The organism is Rhizobium sp. SJZ105 (assembly GCF_007828365.1).
In the GTDB taxonomy this organism is placed as follows: Bacteria; Pseudomonadota; Alphaproteobacteria; order Rhizobiales; family Rhizobiaceae; genus Agrobacterium; species Agrobacterium tumefaciens.
Genome location: NZ_VIUP01000001.1, coordinates 505760 through 524428, shown reverse-complemented (window position 1 = coordinate 524428; position 18669 = coordinate 505760). Strand labels below are relative to the sequence as shown.

19 protein-coding genes are annotated in these 18669 nt (G+C 59.0%); 14 read left to right on the top strand and 5 right to left on the bottom strand.

All coding sequences use genetic code 11. The features are described 5' to 3' along the window. The first annotated feature begins 110 nt into the window (after positions 1 to 110). From eno to lipA, 9 genes are all read left to right on the top strand, one after another. Positions 111 to 1385: a phosphopyruvate hydratase gene (gene eno, locus FB593_RS02660; RefSeq protein WP_003512870.1), complete on the top strand. Its 1275-nt coding sequence runs from the start codon at positions 111 to 113 to the stop codon at positions 1383 to 1385. Positions 1386 to 1721: 336 nt separating this feature from the next. Beyond that, on the top strand, positions 1722 to 2039 hold the full coding sequence (locus FB593_RS02655) for an FtsB family cell division protein (protein ID WP_003512872.1): 318 nt from the start codon (positions 1722 to 1724) through the stop codon (positions 2037 to 2039). Positions 2040 to 2192: 153 nt separating this feature from the next. Continuing rightward, positions 2193 to 3236, top strand: a complete 1044-nt coding sequence (pdhA, locus tag FB593_RS02650; RefSeq protein ID WP_003512874.1) for a pyruvate dehydrogenase (acetyl-transferring) E1 component subunit alpha — start codon at positions 2193 to 2195, stop codon at positions 3234 to 3236. A gap of 17 nt (positions 3237 to 3253) precedes the next feature. After that, positions 3254 to 4675: a pyruvate dehydrogenase complex E1 component subunit beta gene (locus FB593_RS02645; RefSeq protein WP_003512876.1), complete on the top strand. Its 1422-nt coding sequence runs from the start codon at positions 3254 to 3256 to the stop codon at positions 4673 to 4675. 14 nt (positions 4676 to 4689) lie between these two features. Beyond that, a complete protein-coding gene (locus tag FB593_RS02640) occupies positions 4690 to 6060 on the top strand; it encodes a pyruvate dehydrogenase complex dihydrolipoamide acetyltransferase (RefSeq protein WP_013636029.1) in 1371 nt (456 codons plus the stop codon). 12 nt (positions 6061 to 6072) lie between these two features. Continuing rightward, positions 6073 to 6717, top strand: a complete 645-nt coding sequence (locus FB593_RS02635) for an SGNH/GDSL hydrolase family protein (RefSeq protein ID WP_013636030.1) — start codon at positions 6073 to 6075, stop codon at positions 6715 to 6717. A gap of 58 nt (positions 6718 to 6775) precedes the next feature. Beyond that, positions 6776 to 8221 (top strand): dihydrolipoyl dehydrogenase, encoded by a 1446-nt coding sequence (gene lpdA, locus FB593_RS02630; protein ID WP_013636031.1) that lies wholly within the window; start codon positions 6776 to 6778, stop codon positions 8219 to 8221. Positions 8222 to 8302: 81 nt separating this feature from the next. Continuing rightward, entirely contained in the window at positions 8303 to 8551 is a 249-nt protein-coding gene (locus FB593_RS02625) for a GlsB/YeaQ/YmgE family stress response membrane protein (protein ID WP_003512885.1), read from the top strand. Positions 8552 to 8655: 104 nt separating this feature from the next. Continuing rightward, the gene (gene lipA, locus FB593_RS02620; RefSeq protein ID WP_003512887.1) at positions 8656 to 9627 is read left to right on the top strand and encodes a lipoyl synthase; all 972 of its coding nucleotides are present in this window, start codon (positions 8656 to 8658) and stop codon (positions 9625 to 9627) included. Positions 9628 to 9705: 78 nt separating this feature from the next. Here lipA and FB593_RS02615 read toward each other — a convergent pair whose 3' ends face one another. The 3 genes from FB593_RS02615 to FB593_RS27425 form a co-directional block, all read right to left on the bottom strand. Then, on the bottom strand, positions 9706 to 10635 hold the full coding sequence (locus FB593_RS02615) for a DMT family transporter (protein WP_145166306.1): 930 nt from the start codon (positions 10633 to 10635) through the stop codon (positions 9706 to 9708). Positions 10636 to 10730: 95 nt separating this feature from the next. Continuing rightward, positions 10731 to 11465, bottom strand: a complete 735-nt coding sequence (locus FB593_RS02610) for a helix-turn-helix transcriptional regulator (protein WP_145166305.1) — start codon at positions 11463 to 11465, stop codon at positions 10731 to 10733. Between the two features lie 114 nt (positions 11466 to 11579). Then, positions 11580 to 11756 carry a hypothetical protein gene (locus FB593_RS27425; protein WP_003512893.1) on the bottom strand — a complete coding sequence of 59 codons (177 nt, stop codon included), beginning with the start codon at positions 11754 to 11756 and terminating at the stop codon, positions 11580 to 11582. A gap of 246 nt (positions 11757 to 12002) precedes the next feature. Between FB593_RS27425 and FB593_RS02605 the strand changes: the two genes are divergently transcribed. Both FB593_RS02605 and FB593_RS02600 read left to right on the top strand, forming a co-directional pair. Further along, on the top strand, positions 12003 to 12572 hold the full coding sequence (locus FB593_RS02605) for an AAA family ATPase (RefSeq protein ID WP_113473213.1): 570 nt from the start codon (positions 12003 to 12005) through the stop codon (positions 12570 to 12572). Positions 12573 to 12581: 9 nt separating this feature from the next. After that, a complete protein-coding gene (locus tag FB593_RS02600) occupies positions 12582 to 13037 on the top strand; it encodes a type II toxin-antitoxin system RatA family toxin (protein WP_003512897.1) in 456 nt (151 codons plus the stop codon). Here the strand turns inward: FB593_RS02600 and FB593_RS02595 are convergent. Then, a complete protein-coding gene (locus FB593_RS02595; protein WP_013636037.1) occupies positions 13019 to 13528 on the bottom strand; it encodes a CinA family protein in 510 nt (169 codons plus the stop codon). The two genes, FB593_RS02600 and FB593_RS02595, sit on opposite strands and share 19 nt — an antisense overlap. Continuing rightward, on the bottom strand, positions 13525 to 14712 hold the full coding sequence (locus FB593_RS02590) for a bifunctional 2-C-methyl-D-erythritol 4-phosphate cytidylyltransferase/2-C-methyl-D-erythritol 2,4-cyclodiphosphate synthase (RefSeq protein ID WP_111799050.1): 1188 nt from the start codon (positions 14710 to 14712) through the stop codon (positions 13525 to 13527). Before FB593_RS02590 ends, FB593_RS02595 begins: the two co-directional genes overlap by 4 nt. A 305-nt stretch (positions 14713 to 15017) precedes the next feature. On the opposite strand from FB593_RS02590, the gene dusB reads away from it, so the two are divergent. From dusB to ntrC, 3 genes are read left to right on the top strand one after another with little or no spacing between them, the layout of a single operon-like run. After that, the gene (dusB, locus tag FB593_RS02585; RefSeq protein WP_255610144.1) at positions 15018 to 16004 is read left to right on the top strand and encodes a tRNA dihydrouridine synthase DusB; all 987 of its coding nucleotides are present in this window, start codon (positions 15018 to 15020) and stop codon (positions 16002 to 16004) included. Then, a complete protein-coding gene (locus FB593_RS02580; RefSeq protein ID WP_003512904.1) occupies positions 16001 to 17149 on the top strand; it encodes a two-component system sensor histidine kinase NtrB in 1149 nt (382 codons plus the stop codon). The genes dusB and FB593_RS02580 overlap by 4 nt, the downstream gene beginning before the upstream one ends. Continuing rightward, positions 17146 to 18597, top strand: coding sequence for a nitrogen regulation protein NR(I) (ntrC, locus tag FB593_RS02575; protein ID WP_003512914.1), 1452 nt, complete (start codon positions 17146 to 17148; stop codon positions 18595 to 18597). The genes FB593_RS02580 and ntrC overlap by 4 nt, the downstream gene beginning before the upstream one ends. Positions 18598 to 18669: the final 72 nt, after the last annotated feature.

Here is an 18669-nt window from a genome sequence, read left to right as displayed (position 1 = left end):
GATTTTAATGGCGGGCGGGCCGTTTCCGCTGCCCACCGTCATTGTAATTTCTTCGCCATCGTCTAAGACAGGCGACGGAAAATATCTGTTCCATTCCCAAGGGAGAGACCATGACTGCCATTACCGATATCATCGCGCGCGAAATTCTCGACAGCCGCGGCAATCCGACCGTTGAAGTCGACGTTTATCTCGAAGACGGCTCCATGGGCCGTGCCGCCGTTCCCTCCGGCGCCTCCACCGGCGCGCATGAGGCGGTTGAGCTGCGCGATGGCGGCAAGCGTTATCTCGGCAAGGGCGTGGAAAAGGCGGTCGAAGCCGTCAATACAGAAATCTTCGACGCGATTGGCGGTTTCGACGCTGAAAACCAGATCCAGATCGATCAGATGATGATCGCGCTCGACGGCACGCCGAACAAGTCGCGCATCGGCGCCAACGCCATCCTCGGCGTGTCGCTCGCCGTTGCGAAGGCTGCCGCTGAAGCCTCCGGCCTGCCGCTTTACCGTTATGTCGGCGGCCCGAACGCGCATCTGCTGCCGGTTCCGATGATGAACATCATCAACGGCGGCGCGCATGCCGATAACCCCATCGACTTCCAGGAATTCATGATCCTGCCGGTCGGTGCAGAAAACATTCGCGAAGCCGTGCGCATGGGCTCCGAAGTCTTCCATACGCTGAAAAAAGAACTGTCCGCACAGGGCCACAACACCAATGTCGGCGATGAGGGCGGTTTTGCACCGGGTCTCGAAAGCGCGCCGGCAGCACTCGATTTCATCATGAAGTCGATCGAAAAGGCTGGCTACCGTCCAGGCGACGACATGTTCATCGGTCTCGACTGTGCGGCGACCGAATTCTTCAAGAACGGCAATTACGTTTATGAAGGCGAAGGCAAGACCCGTTCGCCGATCGAGCAGGCCGAATACCTGGCCGAACTCGTCGCGAAATATCCAATCATCTCCGTTGAAGACGGCATGGCTGAAGACGACTGGGATGGCTGGAAGGCGCTGACCGATCTCATTGGCAACAAGTGCCAGCTGGTGGGCGACGATCTTTTCGTCACCAACTCCGCCCGCCTTCGCGACGGTATCAAGATGGGTGTCGCCAACTCCATCCTCGTCAAGGTCAACCAGATCGGTTCGCTTTCCGAGACGCTGGACGCAGTCGAAACGGCGCACAAGGCAGGTTACACCGCCGTCATGTCGCACCGTTCGGGCGAAACGGAAGATTCCACCATCGCCGATCTCGCGGTCGCAACCAACTGCGGTCAGATCAAGACCGGCTCGCTTGCCCGTTCCGACCGGCTCGCAAAGTACAACCAGCTTATCCGCATTGAAGAAATGCTGGGCCCGCAGGCTGCTTACGCCGGCCGTTCGATCCTGCGCGGATAATCCGCGTTCGGGTTTCGCGATATGGCCCGCCGCCTGGCGGGCCAGTCTCAGGGATGGGCGGTTTATCCGCACTGCTCACTCCCGAGTTGATCCGGGGTTCAGTCAGCCCAGGTCCCTGGGTTGAAAGGACTCTTTTCACGGCGAAGACGCGCTGTGGCTTGATGCCGGATCACGCTCGGCATAACGAACTCTCTCTGATATCGTCGTCATTATTAGCCCGCCTCTGGCGGGCTTTTTTGCGTCTATCAGTCGCGCGGAATTTAAGGTCAACGGATAGTTAAACAATCCGCATTAGTCTCGAGACTCACATTATGCGTTTTAAGGCTTCTCTCCGGCATGTGGACCAGACATCATAAAAAGAGACGATTCGGCCGTTTGATCGTTCCGGCCATTACGATCGCTTTTCTTTCCTATTTCGGGTATCATTCCATCCACGGCGACTTCGGCCTTCAGGCGACGGAGCGGCTGGAGCGGCAGCGTATTGCCAGAACGGCAGAGCTTGCCAAGCTGACGCAGGCGCGCGTTGCGCTGGAGCGGCAGGTCGAATTATTGAGCGACGGTTCTCTCGAACGTGACATGATTGACGAGATTTCCCGTTATCAGTTGAATATGTCCCGTACGGACGAAATTGTCATCATGAATACCTACTTCTAATTAACCGAAATCAAGTTAATTAATGATTTGTGATTTATTCACAGCACTTTAGCATGAATATGTGCCATGCGTTTAAAGCATTGCTGCGTGGCATTTTCTTGCATATGGTACGCGCCAATCTATCCATTCAAACGACAACTCAGGGAGGGATGAATGGCGCCGCGAAAAACCGCGTCCGTATCCGGCCGAAAGACAACGGCAAAGGCTGCAGGCGAATTCACCGGTAAGAACAGCCCGGACTTTTCGAAGGAAGAAGAGCTTCACGCCTATCGTGAGATGCTTCTCATCCGTCGCTTCGAGGAAAAGGCCGGCCAGCTTTACGGCATGGGCTTCATCGGTGGTTTCTGTCACCTCTACATCGGTCAGGAAGCCGTTGTTGTCGGCATGCAGATGTCTCAGAAGGAAGGCGATCAGGTCATCACCGCTTACCGTGACCACGGCCATATGTTGGCTCTGGGCATGAGCGCGCGTGGCGTCATGGCTGAGTTGACCGGCCGCAAGGGCGGCCTGTCGAAAGGCAAGGGCGGCTCGATGCACATGTTCTCCAAGGAGAAGCATTTCTACGGCGGCCACGGCATCGTCGGTGCGCAGGTTTCGCTCGGAACCGGTCTTGCCTTCGCCAATAAATATCGCGGCAACGACAATGTCTCCGTGACATATTTCGGTGACGGCGCCGCCAACCAGGGTCAGGTCTACGAGAGCTTCAACATGGCCGCTCTCTGGAAACTGCCGATCATCTATATCGTTGAAAACAACCGTTACGCCATGGGCACCTCGACCGCCCGGGCCACCGCACAGTCGAACTATTCGCTGCGCGGCCAGTCCTTCGGCATTCCCGGCATCCAGGTGGATGGCATGGATGTGCGCGCCGTAAAGGCCGCCGCCGATCAGGCGCTGGAACATTGCCGCTCCGGCAAGGGTCCGATCATTCTGGAAATGCTGACCTACCGTTACCGTGGTCACTCCATGTCCGACCCGGCGAAATACCGTTCGAAAGACGAAGTGCAGAAGATGCGCTCCGAACATGACCCGATCGAGCAGGTCAAGGCACGGCTTCTGGAGCAGGGCTGGGCAAGCGAAGACGAGTTGAAGGCCATCGACAAGGATGTCCGTGATATCGTCGCCGATAGCGCAGACTTCGCCCAGAACGACCCAGAGCCGGATGTATCCGAGCTCTACACCGACATTCTGCTCTGATCGGGAAAGGGAAACCCATGCCAGTAGAAATTCTTATGCCCGCCCTTTCCCCGACCATGGAGGAAGGCACGCTTTCCAAATGGCTTAAAAAGGAAGGCGACAAGGTCACTTCCGGTGACGTGATTGCCGAGATCGAGACCGACAAGGCGACCATGGAAGTGGAAGCTGTGGATGAAGGTGTTATCGGCAAGCTGCTGATCGACGCCGGCACCGAAGGCGTCAAGGTCAACACGCCGATCGCCGTTCTCATCCAGGAAGGCGAAAGCGCTGCCGACATTTCTTCTTCTGCCAAGAAGGAAGAGCCGAAGGCTGAAGCTGCAAATTCCGATTCGGATGCCGCAGGCGGCAAGACCCGCGAAGCATCCGAGGAGCCGAGCGCTGCCAAGGAAGCCGCAAAGGTTCCGGCAGCACCTAAGATCGAAGTCGCTGCCGATCCAGATATTCCTGAAGGCACCGAAATGGTGATGACGACGGTGCGTGAAGCGCTGCGCGACGCCATGGCCGAAGAAATGCGCGCCGACGAAAAAGTCTTCGTCATGGGTGAGGAAGTCGCCGAATATCAGGGCGCTTACAAGATTACCCAAGGCCTGTTGCAGGAATTCGGCGAACGCCGCGTTATCGACACCCCGATCACCGAGCACGGTTTTGCCGGTATCGGCGTCGGTGCGGCAATGACGGGCCTGCGGCCCATCGTCGAATTCATGACCTTCAACTTCGCCATGCAGGCGATCGACCAGATCGTCAACTCGGCTGCGAAGACGCTTTACATGTCGGGCGGCCAGATGGGTGCGCCGATGGTGTTCCGTGGCCCCTCGGGTGCTGCTGCCCGCGTTGGCGCTCAGCATTCGCAATGTTACGCCGCATGGTACAGCCATATTCCGGGCCTCAAGGTCGTCATGCCCTACACGGCAGCGGACGCCAAGGGTCTCCTGAAGGCAGCCATCCGTGACCCGAACCCGGTCATCTTCCTTGAGAACGAAATTCTCTACGGCCAGAGCTTCGAAGTGCCGAAGCTCGACGATTTCGTGCTGCCGATCGGCAAGGCGCGCATTCACCGCAAGGGCAAGGATGCGACGATCGTTTCCTTCGGCATCGGCATGACCTACGCAATCAAGGCGGTGGCGGAACTCGAAAAGCTCGGCATCGACGTCGAACTGATCGACCTTCGCACCATCCGTCCGATGGATCTGCCTACCGTCATCGAATCGGTCAAGAAGACCGGTCGTCTGGTCACCGTCGAGGAAGGCTTCCCGCAGTCATCGGTTGGTGACTTCATCGCCAACCAGGTCATGCGTGCCGCTTTCGACTATCTCGATGCGCCGATCCTGACGATTGCCGGCAAAGACGTTCCGATGCCTTACGCGGCAAACCTCGAAAAGCTGGCTTTGCCGAACGTCGATGAAGTCGTTCAGGCTGTCAAAACCGTCTGCTACAAGTAAGGGGAGGCGTTTCGATGCCGATAAACATCACCATGCCTGCCCTTTCTCCGACGATGGAAGAGGGTAATCTGGCCAAGTGGCTGGTCAAGGAAGGCGACAAGGTCGCACCCGGTGACGTGATCGCCGAGATCGAGACCGACAAGGCAACCATGGAAGTGGAAGCCGTCGATGAGGGCACGGTCGCCAAGCTCGTGGTTCCCGCAGGCACGGAAGCGGTCAAGGTCAACGCCCTGATCGCTATCCTCGCCGCCGATGGCGAGGATGTGGCTGAGGCAGCAAAGGGTGGCAATGCTGCTCCTGCCGCGTCCCAGGCCAAAGCCGAGGCTCCGAAGCAGGAAGCTGCAAAGGCCGAAGCGCCAAAGGAAGAAGCTGTCCCGGCCAAGGCTGAAAAGCCAGCTGCCGACCAGGCCTCCGCACCTTCGACTCCGGCCCCGGTTGCAAAGTCCGGCGAGCGCATCTTCGCTTCGCCGCTTGCGCGTCGTCTCGCCAAGGAAGCCGGTCTCGACCTCACGGCCGTGTCCGGTTCAGGCCCGCATGGCCGTATCGTCAAGACAGACGTAGAAAAGGCCGCCGCTTCTGGTGGTGCGAAGGCAGCTCCTGCCGCCGCAGCATCGGCAGGCGCACCGGCTGCCGCACTTGCCAAGGGCCCGTCCGAAGAAGCTGTTCTCAAGCTGTTCGAACCGGGTTCTTACGAACTGGTGCCGCATGACGGCATGCGCAAGGTCATCGCCAAGCGTCTGGTCGAATCCAAGCAGACCGTTCCGCATTTCTACGTTTCGGTGGATTGCGAACTGGATACGCTTCTGGCGCTGCGCGCCCAGCTCAACGCCGCCGCTCCCGAAAAGGACGGCAAGCCCGCCTACAAGCTTTCGGTCAACGACATGGTCATCAAGGCGCTGGCTCTCGCGCTGCGCGATGTGCCTGATGCCAACGTCTCCTGGACGGAAAGCAACATGGTCAAGCACAAGCATTCGGATGTCGGCGTTGCCGTTTCCATTCCGGGTGGCCTGATCACGCCGATCATCCGCAAGGCGGAAGAGAAGTCGCTCTCCACCATCTCCAACGAGATGAAGGACTACGGCAAGCGCGCCAAGGAGCGCAAGCTGAAGCCCGAGGAGTATCAGGGCGGCACGACGGCCGTGTCCAACATGGGCATGATGGGCGTCAAGAGCTTCTCCGCCGTCATCAACCCGCCGCACGCCACCATTCTGGCAGTCGGCGCGGGCGAACAGCGTGCTGTCGTGAAGAACGGCGAGATCAAGATCGCCAATGTCATGACGGTTACGCTCTCTACCGACCACCGTTGCGTCGATGGCGCGCTCGGAGCCGAGCTGATCGGTGCCTTCAAGCGCTACATCGAAAACCCGATGGGCATGCTGGTTTGATCGGAGAGTGAGATGGTGAAGTCGGTCCTCTGCTTTGGCGATTCCCTGACATGGGGATCAGATGCGGAAACGGGTGGCCGGCACAGCCATGACGATCTTTGGCCGAGCGTCTTGCAAAAGGCGCTCGGGCCTGATGTGAAGGTGATCCACGAAGGGCTGGGTGGACGAACAACCGCCTATGATGATCATACCGCTGATTGCGATCGCAACGGCGCAAGGCTCTTGCCGACGCTTTTGCACAGCCACGCGCCGCTTGATCTGGTCATCATCATGCTCGGCACCAACGACTTGAAACCGTCGATTCATGGCTCGGCCATCGTCGCGATGAAGGGTGTGGAGCGGCTGGTCAAACTGGTGCGCAACCATGTCTGGCAGGTGTCGGACTGGGAAGCGCCGGATGTTCTGATCGTCGCGCCGCCGCAACTGTGCGAAACGGCCAACCCCGTGATGGGCGCTATCTTTCGCGATGCGATCGATGAATCGGCGATGCTCGCCCCGGTCTACCGGGATTTGGCCGACGATCTCGATTGCGGATTTTTCGATGCGGGGTCAGTTGCCCGCACGACGCCCGTGGACGGCGTTCATCTCGATGCTGAAAACACGCGGGCCATCGGGCGCGGGCTGGAGCCCGTTGTTCGCATGATGCTCGGACTTTGACAACAATTCTCGTTTCGGAACGGCATGCCGTGACCCGATAGGACAAGGCAGGATACCTATGGCTCAATCTTATGACGTCATCATCATCGGTTCGGGACCGGGCGGTTATATTGCCGCGATTCGCGCAGCCCAGCTCGGCATGAAGGTTGCCGTGGTCGAGCGCGAGCACCTTGCAGGCATCTGCTCCAACTGGGGCTGCATTCCCACAAAGGCGCTGCTGCGTACTGCCGATGTCTTGCATACGGCTCAGCACGCCAAGGATTACGGCCTGACGCTCGAAGGCTCGATCAAGCCTGATGTCAAGGCGATCGTTGATCGTTCGCGCGGCATCGCGCACCGCATGAACAACGGCGTCGGCTTCCTGTTCAAGAAGAACAAGGTCGATATCATCTGGGGCGAGGCCAAGATCACCAAGCCCGGTGAAATCGTAGTTTCCAAGACCCAGAAGAAGCCCGTCGAACCGATGGGCCCGGTTCCGAAGAACACGTTGGGCGAGGGCACCTATACCGCCAAGCACATCATCGTCGCCACAGGCGCCCGCCCGCGCGCGCTTCCAGGCATCGAACCGGATGGCAAGCTGATCTGGACCTATTTCGAGGCAATGAAGCCGGAAGAACTGCCGAAGTCGCTGCTCGTCATGGGTTCCGGCGCCATCGGCATCGAATTCGCCAGCTTCTACCGCACCATGGGTGTCGACGTTACCGTCGTTGAAATCATGAGCCAGGTGATGCCGGTCGAAGATGCGGAGATCTCTGCCTTCGCCAAGAAGCAGCTGGAGAAGCAGGGCATCAAGTTCCATCTGGAAACCAAGGTTGCCAAGGTCGAGAAGGCTGCTAATTCGGTTACTGCGACGCTCGAGAAGAAGGACGGTTCGTCCGAGAAGATCACCGCTGACCGGATGATTTCGGCTGTCGGCGTCGTCGCCAACATCGAAGGTATCGGCCTTGAGGCCGTCGGCGTGAAGACCGATCGCGGCTTCATCGTCATCGACGGTTACGGCAAGACCAACGTGCCTGGCGTCTACGCCATCGGCGATGTCGCCGGCCCGCCGCTGCTCGCCCACAAGGCCGAGCATGAGGCCGTGATCTGCGTTGAAAAGATCGCCGGTCTGCCGAATGTTCACCCGATGGACAAGCTCAAGATCCCCGGCTGCACCTATTGCAACCCACAGGTCGCCTCTGTTGGTCTCACCGAAGCCAAGGCGAAGGAACTGGGCCGCGATATTCGCGTCGGCCGCTTCTCCTTTGCGGCCAACGGCAAGGCCGTGGCGCTTGGTGAAGATCAGGGCATGGTCAAGACCATCTTCGACAAGAAGACAGGCGAATTGATCGGCGCGCACATGGTTGGTGCGGAAGTCACCGAACTCATTCAGGGCTTTGTGGTCGCCATGAACCTCGAAACCACCGAAGAAGAACTGATGCACACGATCTTCCCGCATCCGACCATTTCCGAGTCGATGAAGGAAAGCGTGCTCGACGCCTACGGACGTGTGCTGAACGCATGAGTGCCCCGTGATGCCCGGCATTGTCTAACCGTGCCGGGTGTCCCATATGTCTCAACGCTGGTTCTATAAGGGAGCGCGGGAATGGAAAATATCGGCTGGATTGCGGCAATCATCATCGGCGGTCTTGCCGGCTGGCTCGCCGGCAAACTCATGGATATGCGTTTCGGCATCTTCATGAATATCGTTCTCGGCATCGTCGGTTCGGTGGTTGCCGTTGCGGTGCTGAGAACCTTCGACGTTTTCGTGCAGGACAGCAGGCTCGGTTATTTCGTAACGTCCTTCATCGGCGCCAGCCTGTTGTTGTTCATGGCTAAGCTGGTACGGCGCTGACTAGGCTTCGTGCCCGGAAGGGGCTTACGCTTTTTCTGGAATTGTTCTAAAGCATCGCGTCAATAAATGTGATGATCGCGGCAAGCGATAGAAACAGGTTTCTTATGGTCACTATTCTCGACAGGACTTCGTCCGAAGAAAAGCGTATCCGCCACCCGGAGAAGGCCCATCGGCCTGATACCGAGGTCATGCGCAAGCCGGAATGGATCCGCGTCAAGGCGCCGACATCCAAGGGCTACCACGAGACGCGCGAACTGGTGCGCAGTCACAAGCTGGTGACGGTGTGCGAGGAAGCCGGCTGTCCAAATATCGGCGAATGCTGGGACAAGAAACACGCGACCTTCATGATCATGGGTGAGATCTGCACCCGCGCCTGCGCCTTCTGCAACGTCGCGACCGGCAAGCCCAATGCGCTTGACATGGACGAGCCGGAAAACGTCGCCAAGGCCGTCAAGCAGATGGGCCTCAGCCACGTCGTCATTACCTCGGTCGACCGCGACGATCTTGCCGATGGCGGCGCGGAGCACTTCGAAAAGGTGATCTGGGCGATCCGCGCTGCGTCTCCCAACACCACCATCGAAATTCTGACCCCGGACTTCCTGAAAAAGCCCGGCGCGCTGGAGCGTGTCGTCGCGGCGAAGCCCGATGTCTTCAACCACAATATGGAAACCGTTCCCGGCAATTACCTCACGGTTCGCCCCGGTGCGCGTTATTTCCATTCCGTGCGCCTGTTGCAGCGCGTCAAGGAACTGGACCCCACCATGTTCACCAAATCAGGCATCATGGTCGGCCTTGGCGAAGAGCGCAACGAAGTGCTGCAGCTGATGGACGATCTCCGCAGTGCTGACGTAGACTTCCTTACGATTGGCCAGTATCTGCAGCCGACACGCAAGCACCACAAGGTTGAGGCGTATGTCACGCCGGAGGAATTCAAGTCCTATGAGACGGTCGCCTATACCAAGGGCTTCCTGATGGTCTCCTCCAGCCCGCTGACGCGTTCTTCTCACCATGCGGGCGACGATTTTGCACGCCTGCGCGCAGCCCGCGAGAAGAAGCTTCTGGCCGCTGCGGAGTAAGTGGGCGGGGCGGCCAATTTCTCTCACGCGTCATCCTCGGGCCTATCCCGAGGATGATGTTGCTGTTTTCACCTGAAGTCAGACCACAACCTTCTCCGGCCGATGCGCGCGCATGCACAGGATGACGCTCAGCACGACTGAGCAAATCGCCAGGACTTCGACGATTGTTGGCCCACGACCTTCCCAGAGGAAACCATAGAGCAAGGCAAAGAGCGTCTCGAACAGGATCATCTGCCCAACCATGGTGAGCGGCAGCAGGCGGCTCATGCGGTTCCAGAGAGCATTTCCGAGAATGGATGCGGTGAACCCGAGACCGGCGGCGATGGCCGCAAAATGCAGCCAGTCCTCGGAACTATGGCTTTCCCCGCCGAAAGCAAAGGCCGGTATGGCGAGCGCCAGCGCCAGCCCGCCGGTCACCACACCCGTCATCATGTTCCAGTCGTCGGCGCTGACATCGTGAAGGCGTGACAGCCAGCGGGCATTGCCAACCGCAAAGGCCGTCCATGAGGCGAGCGCGCCAAGCGCACAGGCCAGCCCGATCAGGCGGGATACATCCAGCCCCGCATCGCTTTCCGTCAGCGACTGCCAGGATATGCCGATAATGCCGATTGCGCCAAAGGCGAGCGACGGCCACAGACGCTTGAGCGATACCGCGCCATGATCGCGCGTGCCGATGATGGTGACGGCAACCGGCAGGAAGCCGATGATGATGGACGTGAAGGCAACGCCGCTCAGTTTCACCGCCGTTGATATGAAGACATAATAGGCGATGTTGCCGATCATGCTCAGCCAGCCGAGCGCGATCCATTCGCGCGCACCGAAATGGGCCGATACCCGTTTCAGGCGCGGTCCGATGATGACGAGCGAAATCAGCCCGTAGGTCAGGTAACGGGCCGTCGACAGTTGCAGGGCGGAAAAATCCGGTACGAGTTTCGGGGCGAGAAAGATCGCACCCCAGAGTGCGCCCGCCATCATGCCGTAGATAACACCGAGGCTTGTCTTGTTCATGTCATGTCACATCCGCATTCACGATTGCCCGCGATGTGCCACAGCCACGTACGGCTGTCTTGACAAAAACTCCTGAGAGAAGAGGTGCTGTGCTTTCAGTGAATGCCGAAGGCCCGGCGATAAGCGGCAGGCGTTTTGCCCATCGCGTTGCGCATGGCGCGCGTCAGTGCCGTCTGGTCGGAGAAGCCGGCCCGCAAGGCAATTTCCGCAATCGGCAATGTGGAGTGGCGCAGCAATGCGCAGACCTTGTCCATGCGCAGCTCTGCAAGCCAGCGGTGAGGAGGGAGGCTGAACTCTTCCAGAAACAGCGCATGCAGGCGGCTATCGCTGATCGCGGCGCAGGATGCGAGCGTCTCGACGGTCCAGGGGAAAAATGGCTCCGCTCTGACGATCTCGCCCAGCGCATGCAGGCGGTGGCGGATATCGGTCTTTTCAGTCGCAAGGCTGTCGATCAGGAGCGGTGCCCAGAGGTTGGCAATATCCTCACGCGGCCCATCCGATCCGATGACGCCGCGCATGTAAGCGATCAGCTGCCGTGTATCCCGTGCGATATCGAGAAACGGCTTGTGGACAAATCTCTCCAGCACCTGTTCGGGAACAGCAGTTTCGTCGATATCGACCACCAGCGACCGGTTGATCGTCGTCGCTTCCTGTGTGTGCGATGTGTTGGGATGAATGAAGACCGCGCGCCCGGTGGACAATTCGTCCTGTAGCCCTGCTACATCGATCCGCAGACATCCCGAGACCGGAAGAACGATCTGCACGAAGCCGTGCCGTTCCTTCGGTCTCTCCTGCGTATAGGTCCTGATATCGGCGGATGCGGCGATCATGAGATTGTCATTTCCATCGTGCAAAGAAACGGCCGCCTCGAAAAGCGGCCGATTTCATTCCTGATTATGACATCGTCTTGAAGATTGGGCCAGCCGGCTTTATCGAGCCGGCGTCTAACATTCTTCCTTGGCGGTCGATTCGCCGCGTTTGCGCTTGCGCAAAACCGGCTTGTTCTCTCTCGCCTCGCATTTCGCAACGTCGATGAGATAGGCAAGCATCGGCATTTCGTTCATCGATGCAAGTTGCTTGGCGGATTCGAGAAGGTTGATGATGTTGGAAAAATCGTCCATCGGCTCACTCAGTGGCTCAAAGCGGGTTATGTGGGTGTGAACCCAGGGATGAATAAGCGCGGTGAAAATGGGAGGTTCCAGCGCCGTTGCATCCCATGGGTGTAATATTAGTCGCAAATAAATAGCAATCCCTGCGAGGGGGTTGCAATAGTTAAATTTCCGTAACATCGGACGCCGGCCATGCCGCCGCAGAGTAATAGCCGCGCTATTTAAAAATGGCATGGTGGCGAAGACGAGGTTTATTCGATGCCGAACTATCTTGAAAACGTGGAGGACGCGGCTGCGATTATCGCATCTGCGCAGCGTATTTCGGTCGTCGGTTGCTCCGGAGGCGGAAAATCGACGCTTTCCCGGAAGCTCGTAAGACGCTTTGGATTTGAATACATTTCCATGGATCGCGATATTTTCTGGTTGCCAGGCTGGCAGGCACGCCCGCGCCAAGAACAGCGGCAAAGGATTGCCGCCATTGTCACCAAAGACCGGTGGCTGATGGACGGCAGCAATCCATCGTCTTTCGACATGCGTCTGCCGAGATCCGACATCATCCTTTGGGTGCGCATGCCGCGCTGGCTTTGCCTTTGGGGCGCCATCACCCGGATTGCCAAGGGGTATGGCAAGGCGCGTCCTGAAATGGCTGAAGGCTGCCCCGAAAGACTGGATCTCGATTTCCTGCGCTATATCTGGAATTTCGAACGCCGACACGCTCCGATCTTCGAGCAGAATTTCGCGCTTTATGGTCCCAACGTGCCGGTATTCCAGCTTAAAAGCCGAAAACAGCTTCGCCGCCTTCTTGATCTTCTTGTTGTCGAGGATTAACTCCCGCTCATGCCACAGTTCGAAACGCATCGCCTTGTAAAACACTCGCCCGACCGCATGTACGACCTCGTCGCCGATGTGGAGAAGTATCCACAGTTTCTGCCGCTTTGCGAAGCGCTGGTCATCCGCTCTCGCAAGGAGCGGGACGGCAAGACTCTGCTGGTGGCTGATATGACGGTGGGCTACAAGGCCATTCGCGAGACCTTCACCACGCAGGTGCTGCTGAACCCGGCAGAGCGCGCTATCGACGTGAAATATATCGACGGCCCGTTCAAATATCTCGACAATCGCTGGCGTTTTGAAGCCTCCGCAGAGGGCGGCTCGGCCATTCATTTTTTCATCGAGTATGAATTCAAGAACCGGCTGCTCGGTGCGGTCATGGGATCGATGTTCGACAGGGCCTTCCGCATGTTCGCCGAAGCCTTCGAGACCCGCGCCGATAAAATCTACGCGGACCCAGCCTGATTGAGGGTAATCAGCATCTCGAGCGCCGTTCTGATGGTCGCAAGACGGATTTCCGTGCGCCCGATCTCTCCGTAGTGCATTTCATGGTGCAGGATTTTACCGCTGCGCGACCTGGCGGCCAGATGCACCAGCCCCACCGGTTTTTCAGCCGAACCTCCGCCCGGACCGGCAATGCCGGTCACGGCCACGGCAAAATCCGCCCGGGAACGAAATAGCGCGCCATGCGCCATTTGCAGCGCGGTCTGTCGGGATACGGCGCCGAAATTCGCCAGCGTCTCAGTTCCAACCCCAAGCATGTCCATCTTGGCCTGGTTCGTGTAGGTGACGAAGCCGCGATCGACGACGGCAGAAGAGCCGGCGATTTCCGTCAGCGAACCAGCAATCAGGCCGCCCGTACAGCTTTCCGCCGTCGAGACCATGAAGCCGCCGGCGGTAAAGTCAGAAATGATCCGCCGCGCCAGTTCTTCTATATCCGCAGGAAACAGGCTCATAGCGGTCTGCCCTTGTAGACCACAGTGGCAGTGGCAATCGCAGCAATACCTTCGCGGCGGCCGACGAAGCCGATCGTCTCGTTGGTGGTCGCCTTGACCGAGCAGCGCTCCAGCGCGATGCCGAGCATGTCGGAAAGCGCCTCACGCATGGCCTGCCGATGCGGTCCGATGCGCGGCGCTTCGGCAATCAGCGAGACATCGGCGTTCATGATCGTGCCGCCATTGCCGCGGACTACCTTGGCCGCGTGTTCGAGGAAGATGCGCGAAGCGGCACCCTTCCATTGCGGATCGGAAGGCGGGAAGTGATCGCCTATGTCGCCAGCGCCGCAGGTGGCGAGCAGGGCATCCGTCAGCGCATGCAGCGCCACATCGGCATCCGAATGGCCTTTGAGTTTCTGGTCGTGTTCGATGAAGACGCCGCACAGTGTCACACCGTCTCCTGCTTCCAGCTGGTGCACGTCGTAACCATTGCCGGTGCGCACGTCAGGCAGTCCGTAGGAGAGCTTTTCATCGGCCATGGCGATATCCCGCTTGAGAGTGAGTTTCACATTGTCGACCGAGCCTTCGGTCAGCGTCACCGGCAGACTTGCCCATTCAGCGATCGAGGCGTCATCGGTAAAGTCGGTTTTTCCAGATGTGGCAGCAGCGCGATGCGCGGCGAGGATTTCGCCATAGCCGAAGCTTTGCGGTGTCTGCGCCGCATAAAGACCCTGCCTTGAAACTGTCTCCGCGACAGAATCGCCTGCGCCACGCTTCAGCGTATCAGTGACAGGTAGGGCAGGCAGAACGCCGACAGCGCCCGCCTTGTGCAGCGCCACGATGCGTTCCAGCATGTCCACGGCGATGAAAGGCCGCACGGCATCGTGGATCATCACATGTGTGAGGTCTTGCGCGGCCAGCGCTTCCAGACCGGCGAGCACCGATTGCTGCCGGGTTGCGCCGCCCGTGACGGTGACGATCCGCTTTCCGGCATTCAGCCGTTCAAGGATTGGTGACAGGAGTGCCGCATCGTCGGCATGGATAACGACCACGATAGGGGATGTGTCTGCCCAGGCAAGAAAGGTCGACAATGTATGCTCGATCACGGCCTTGCCACCGATCGGGCGATATTGTTTCGGCCCTTCCTCGGGGGAGCCGGCTCTTTCTCCGCGTCCTGCGGCGACAACGACGATGCCGAGTTTCATAGTACTTTCCTGCATTGGTCTTATGCTTTGTGCGCAACCCTTAATGGTTGACAGTCCTGCTCTAGCGTTTCAAAACCCGAATGGCCAGCCCGATAAGCCGCCCACCCGCACCCACATGCCGCAGGATCGGTCATCCCGTTTGTTCAAACCTGCACAAATTGCCGCCGCCAGCAAAACAGGCAGGCAGGCCACGCGCAAATAAAAGGTGCAACCCTGTAAAAGTGCTTGGCAACTGCGCAAACACTGTCTAAAAATAATGCATATAACTCTTCTGCACGAAAGATCATCACTTGCCCCTTCCGGAGTTGTCAGTCCCGTTCAGCATAGGCTCAGTCGCGATCCGTAATCGCGCAGTGCTGGCGCCTATGTCGGGCGTGACAGATTTGCCTTTCCGTCAGCTCGCCTGGCGTTACGGCGCGGGCCTTGTGGTGACTGAAATGGTCGCAAGCCGGGAACTTGTCGCCAATCGTGGGGAATCCTGGGCGCGGCTGAAAAATGCCGGGATGGTTCCGCATATGGTGCAGCTCGCCGGGCGCGAAGCGCATTTTATGGCGGAAGCGGCAAAAATTGCGGCTGACAATGGCGCTGGCATCATCGACATCAATATGGGTTGTCCGGCCAAGAAGGTGACGGGCGGGTACTCCGGTTCAGCCTTGATGCGGGATCCTGACCATGCGCTGTCGTTGATCGAGGCGACCGTCGGCGCGGTCGATGTGCCCGTGACGCTGAAGATGCGGCTCGGCTGGGATGAAAACACCATCAATGCACCCGAAATTGCTCGCCGCGCTCAAGCCGCTGGCGTCCAGCTCATCACCATTCACGGCCGCACCCGCATGCAGTTTTACGAAGGACGGGCGAACTGGGATGCCATTCGCGCCGTGCGCGAGGTGATTTCCGTGCCGCTGATCGCCAATGGCGATGTCGAGACCGCCGAAGATGCGCGTGAAATCCTCAGCCGTTCCGGCGCGGATGCCGTTATGGTCGGTCGCGGTGCACAGGGTCAACCCTGGCTGCCGGCGGTACTGGCCGGACACGCAGCGCCGCAACGCGCCGATATTGCCGATATCGCCGTCGAACATTACGACATGATGCTCGAATTTTATGGAAGGGAAGCCGGTCTTCGGCATGCCCGCAAACATCTGGGCTGGTATCTCGACCGTTTCGCGACGGAGATCGCCACCACCGACAAGGCTAAAATCATGACATCGCGTGATACGGGGGAAGTGGCTGATCTGCTGCGCTCCGCCCTTTGCGACAATGCGGGCGAAGAAGCCGCAAGGAAGGCCGCATGAGCGCTGATAAACACAGCCCGGCAGATGCGAACCCGCTCGCCATGGCGGTTCTGAACGCGGTGCAGAATCCCGTTATTCTGGTGGATGCCGAAGGTTTCATCGCTTTTGCCAATTGGGAAGCAGAAGCTTTTTTCGGGGCCAGCGCCTCCCATCTCGCCCGCTACCGCGTCTCCACCTTCATTCCCTTCGGCAGTCCGCTGCTTGCGCTGATCGATCAGGTGCGGGAACGCCGCGCGCCGGTAAATGAATATCGGGTCGATCTGAGCTCCCCCCGGCTTGGACAGGACAAGCTCGTCGATCTCTATGTCGCGCCTGTTGTCAGCGAGCCGGGGTCTGTTGTCGTCGTCTTCCAGGAACGATCGATGGCTGACAAGATCGACCGGCAATTGACCCATCGGGCTGCTGCACGCTCTGTCACCGGCCTTGCCTCGATGCTGGCGCATGAGATCAAGAACCCGCTTTCGGGCATTCGTGGTGCCGCGCAGCTTCTCGAGACATCGGTTGCCGATGAGGACCGTGCGCTGACGCGGCTGATCTGCGACGAGACCGATCGTATCGTCTCGCTGGTCGACCGCATGGAAGTGTTTTCCGACGAGCGTCCGGTGGACCGCGTGCCGGTCAACATCCATTCGGTGCTCGACCATGTGAAGGCCATAGCCAAGGCTGGCTTTGCCCGCAACATCAAGATTTCCGAGAATTATGATCCATCGCTGCCGGCGGTTTATGCCAATCGCGACCAGCTGGTGCAGGTCTTTCTCAATCTGGTGAAAAACGCGGCGGAAGCCGTCGGGAATCAGTCGGAGGGCGAGATCGTGCTGACGACGGCATATCGTCCCGGCATGCGCATGTCCGTGGCGGGCAGCCGCGAACGCATCTCGCTGCCGCTTGAGTTTTGCGTCCATGACAATGGGCCGGGAGTGCCGGCCGATCTCCTGCCGCATCTCTTCGACCCCTTCATTACCACCAAGACGAATGGTTCGGGCCTGGGTCTGGCGCTTGTCGCCAAACTGATCGGCGCCCATGGCGGCATCGTCGAATGCGACAGCCAGAACCATCGCACGACTTTCCGCGTATTGATGCCCGTCTCGCCTGAAGTGGCGTTGGACGACCGCATCTTGCCGAACTCGACAGGAAATGACAGATGACAGCTACTATCCTCGTCGCCGATGATGATGCCGCAATCCGCACCGTGCTTAATCAGGCGCTCAGCCGTGCCGGTTACGATGTGCGCATCACGTCCAATGCCGCAACGCTCTGGCGCTGGGTTTCTGCCGGCGAGGGCGATCTGGTCGTTACCGATGTCGTGATGCCCGATGAAAACGCCTTCGATCTGCTTCCGCGCATCAAGAAGGCCCGCCCGGACCTGCCGGTTCTGGTGATGAGTGCCCAAAACACTTTCATGACCGCGATCAAGGCCTCGGAAAAGGGCGCTTACGATTACCTGCCCAAGCCGTTCGACCTGACAGAGCTGATTGCCATCATCGGCCGCGCCCTGTCGGAGCCGAAGCGCAAGCCCGCCAAACTGGACGACGATATGCAGGACGGCATGCCGCTCGTCGGCCGCTCGGCCGCCATGCAGGAAATCTACCGGGTTCTCGCCCGCCTGATGCAGACCGATCTGACGCTGATGATTACCGGCGAATCCGGCACTGGCAAGGAACTGGTGGCGCGCGCGCTGCATGATTACGGCAAGCGCCGCAACGGCCCCTTCGTCGCCATCAACATGGCGGCAATTCCGCGTGATCTGATCGAATCGGAACTGTTCGGCCATGAGAAGGGCGCCTTCACCGGCGCGCAGAACCGCTCGACCGGCCGTTTCGAACAGGCCGAGGGCGGCACGCTGTTTCTCGACGAAATCGGCGATATGCCAATGGACGCCCAGACGCGGCTGCTGCGCGTATTGCAGCAGGGCGAATATACGACGGTGGGCGGACGCACGCCGATCAGGACCGATGTTCGCATCGTCGCCGCCACCAACAAGGACCTGAAGCAGTCGATCAACCAGGGCCTTTTCCGCGAAGACCTCTATTACCGCCTGAACGTCGTGCCGCTGCGGCTGCCGCCGCTGCGCGACCGCGCTGAGGATATTCCCGATCTGGTGCGCCATTTCATCCAGACGGGTGAAAAGGAGGGGCTGGAAGGAAAGCGATTCGAGACCGAGGCGCTGGAAGTCATGAAAGCCTATGCCTGGCCCGGCAACGTGCGCGAACTCGAAAACCTGATCCGTCGCCTGATGGCGCTTTATCCGCAGGAAGTCATCACCCGCGAGATCATCGAGCAGGAATTGCAGTCGGATGTTCCAGACAGCCCGCTCGACAAGATGGCGGTCCGCACCGGCTCATTGACCATTTCGCAGGCGGTCGAGGAAAACATGCGGGATTATTTCGCAAGTTTCGGCGAAGGCCTGCCGCCGCCAGGTCTCTACGACCGTGTTCTGCGTGAACTGGAATATCCGCTCATTCTCGCCGCCCTGACGGCGACGCGCGGTAACCAGATCAAGGCTGCCGATCTTCTCGGCCTCAACCGCAATACGCTGCGCAAGAAGATTCGCGAGCTTGGCGTTTCCGTGTATCGCAGCTCCCGCCCCAGCTGAGAATGTTGACAAGGCCGCGGTTGTCGTTGCATTTTCGCCACATTGTGTTGCTTGGAAAACACTAGGATGGAG

What these genes read in the sequence shown, in the direction of transcription:
- FB593_RS02600 (WP_003512897.1), top strand. Translation starts at nt 12,582, where the DNA reads ATGCCACAGTTCGAAACGCATCGCCTTGTAAAACACTCGCCCGACCGC.
- pdhA (WP_003512874.1), top strand. Translation starts at nt 2,193, where the DNA reads ATGGCGCCGCGAAAAACCGCGTCCGTATCCGGCCGAAAGACAACGGCA.
- FB593_RS02640 (WP_013636029.1), top strand. Translation starts at nt 4,690, where the DNA reads ATGCCGATAAACATCACCATGCCTGCCCTTTCTCCGACGATGGAAGAG.
- eno (WP_003512870.1), top strand. Translation starts at nt 111, where the DNA reads ATGACTGCCATTACCGATATCATCGCGCGCGAAATTCTCGACAGCCGC.
- lipA (WP_003512887.1), top strand. Translation starts at nt 8,656, where the DNA reads ATGGTCACTATTCTCGACAGGACTTCGTCCGAAGAAAAGCGTATCCGC.
- FB593_RS02615 (WP_145166306.1), bottom strand. Translation starts at nt 10,635, where the DNA reads ATGAACAAGACAAGCCTCGGTGTTATCTACGGCATGATGGCGGGCGCA.
- FB593_RS02580 (WP_003512904.1), top strand. Translation starts at nt 16,001, where the DNA reads ATGAGCGCTGATAAACACAGCCCGGCAGATGCGAACCCGCTCGCCATG.
- FB593_RS27425 (WP_003512893.1), bottom strand. Translation starts at nt 11,756, where the DNA reads ATGGACGATTTTTCCAACATCATCAACCTTCTCGAATCCGCCAAGCAA.
- FB593_RS02590 (WP_111799050.1), bottom strand. Translation starts at nt 14,712, where the DNA reads ATGAAACTCGGCATCGTCGTTGTCGCCGCAGGACGCGGAGAAAGAGCC.
- FB593_RS02635 (WP_013636030.1), top strand. Translation starts at nt 6,073, where the DNA reads ATGGTGAAGTCGGTCCTCTGCTTTGGCGATTCCCTGACATGGGGATCA.
- FB593_RS02645 (WP_003512876.1), top strand. Translation starts at nt 3,254, where the DNA reads ATGCCAGTAGAAATTCTTATGCCCGCCCTTTCCCCGACCATGGAGGAA.
- lpdA (WP_013636031.1), top strand. Translation starts at nt 6,776, where the DNA reads ATGGCTCAATCTTATGACGTCATCATCATCGGTTCGGGACCGGGCGGT.
- FB593_RS02655 (WP_003512872.1), top strand. Translation starts at nt 1,722, where the DNA reads ATGTGGACCAGACATCATAAAAAGAGACGATTCGGCCGTTTGATCGTT.
- ntrC (WP_003512914.1), top strand. Translation starts at nt 17,146, where the DNA reads ATGACAGCTACTATCCTCGTCGCCGATGATGATGCCGCAATCCGCACC.
- FB593_RS02595 (WP_013636037.1), bottom strand. Translation starts at nt 13,528, where the DNA reads ATGAGCCTGTTTCCTGCGGATATAGAAGAACTGGCGCGGCGGATCATT.
- FB593_RS02625 (WP_003512885.1), top strand. Translation starts at nt 8,303, where the DNA reads ATGGAAAATATCGGCTGGATTGCGGCAATCATCATCGGCGGTCTTGCC.
- FB593_RS02610 (WP_145166305.1), bottom strand. Translation starts at nt 11,465, where the DNA reads ATGATCGCCGCATCCGCCGATATCAGGACCTATACGCAGGAGAGACCG.
- FB593_RS02605 (WP_113473213.1), top strand. Translation starts at nt 12,003, where the DNA reads ATGCCGAACTATCTTGAAAACGTGGAGGACGCGGCTGCGATTATCGCA.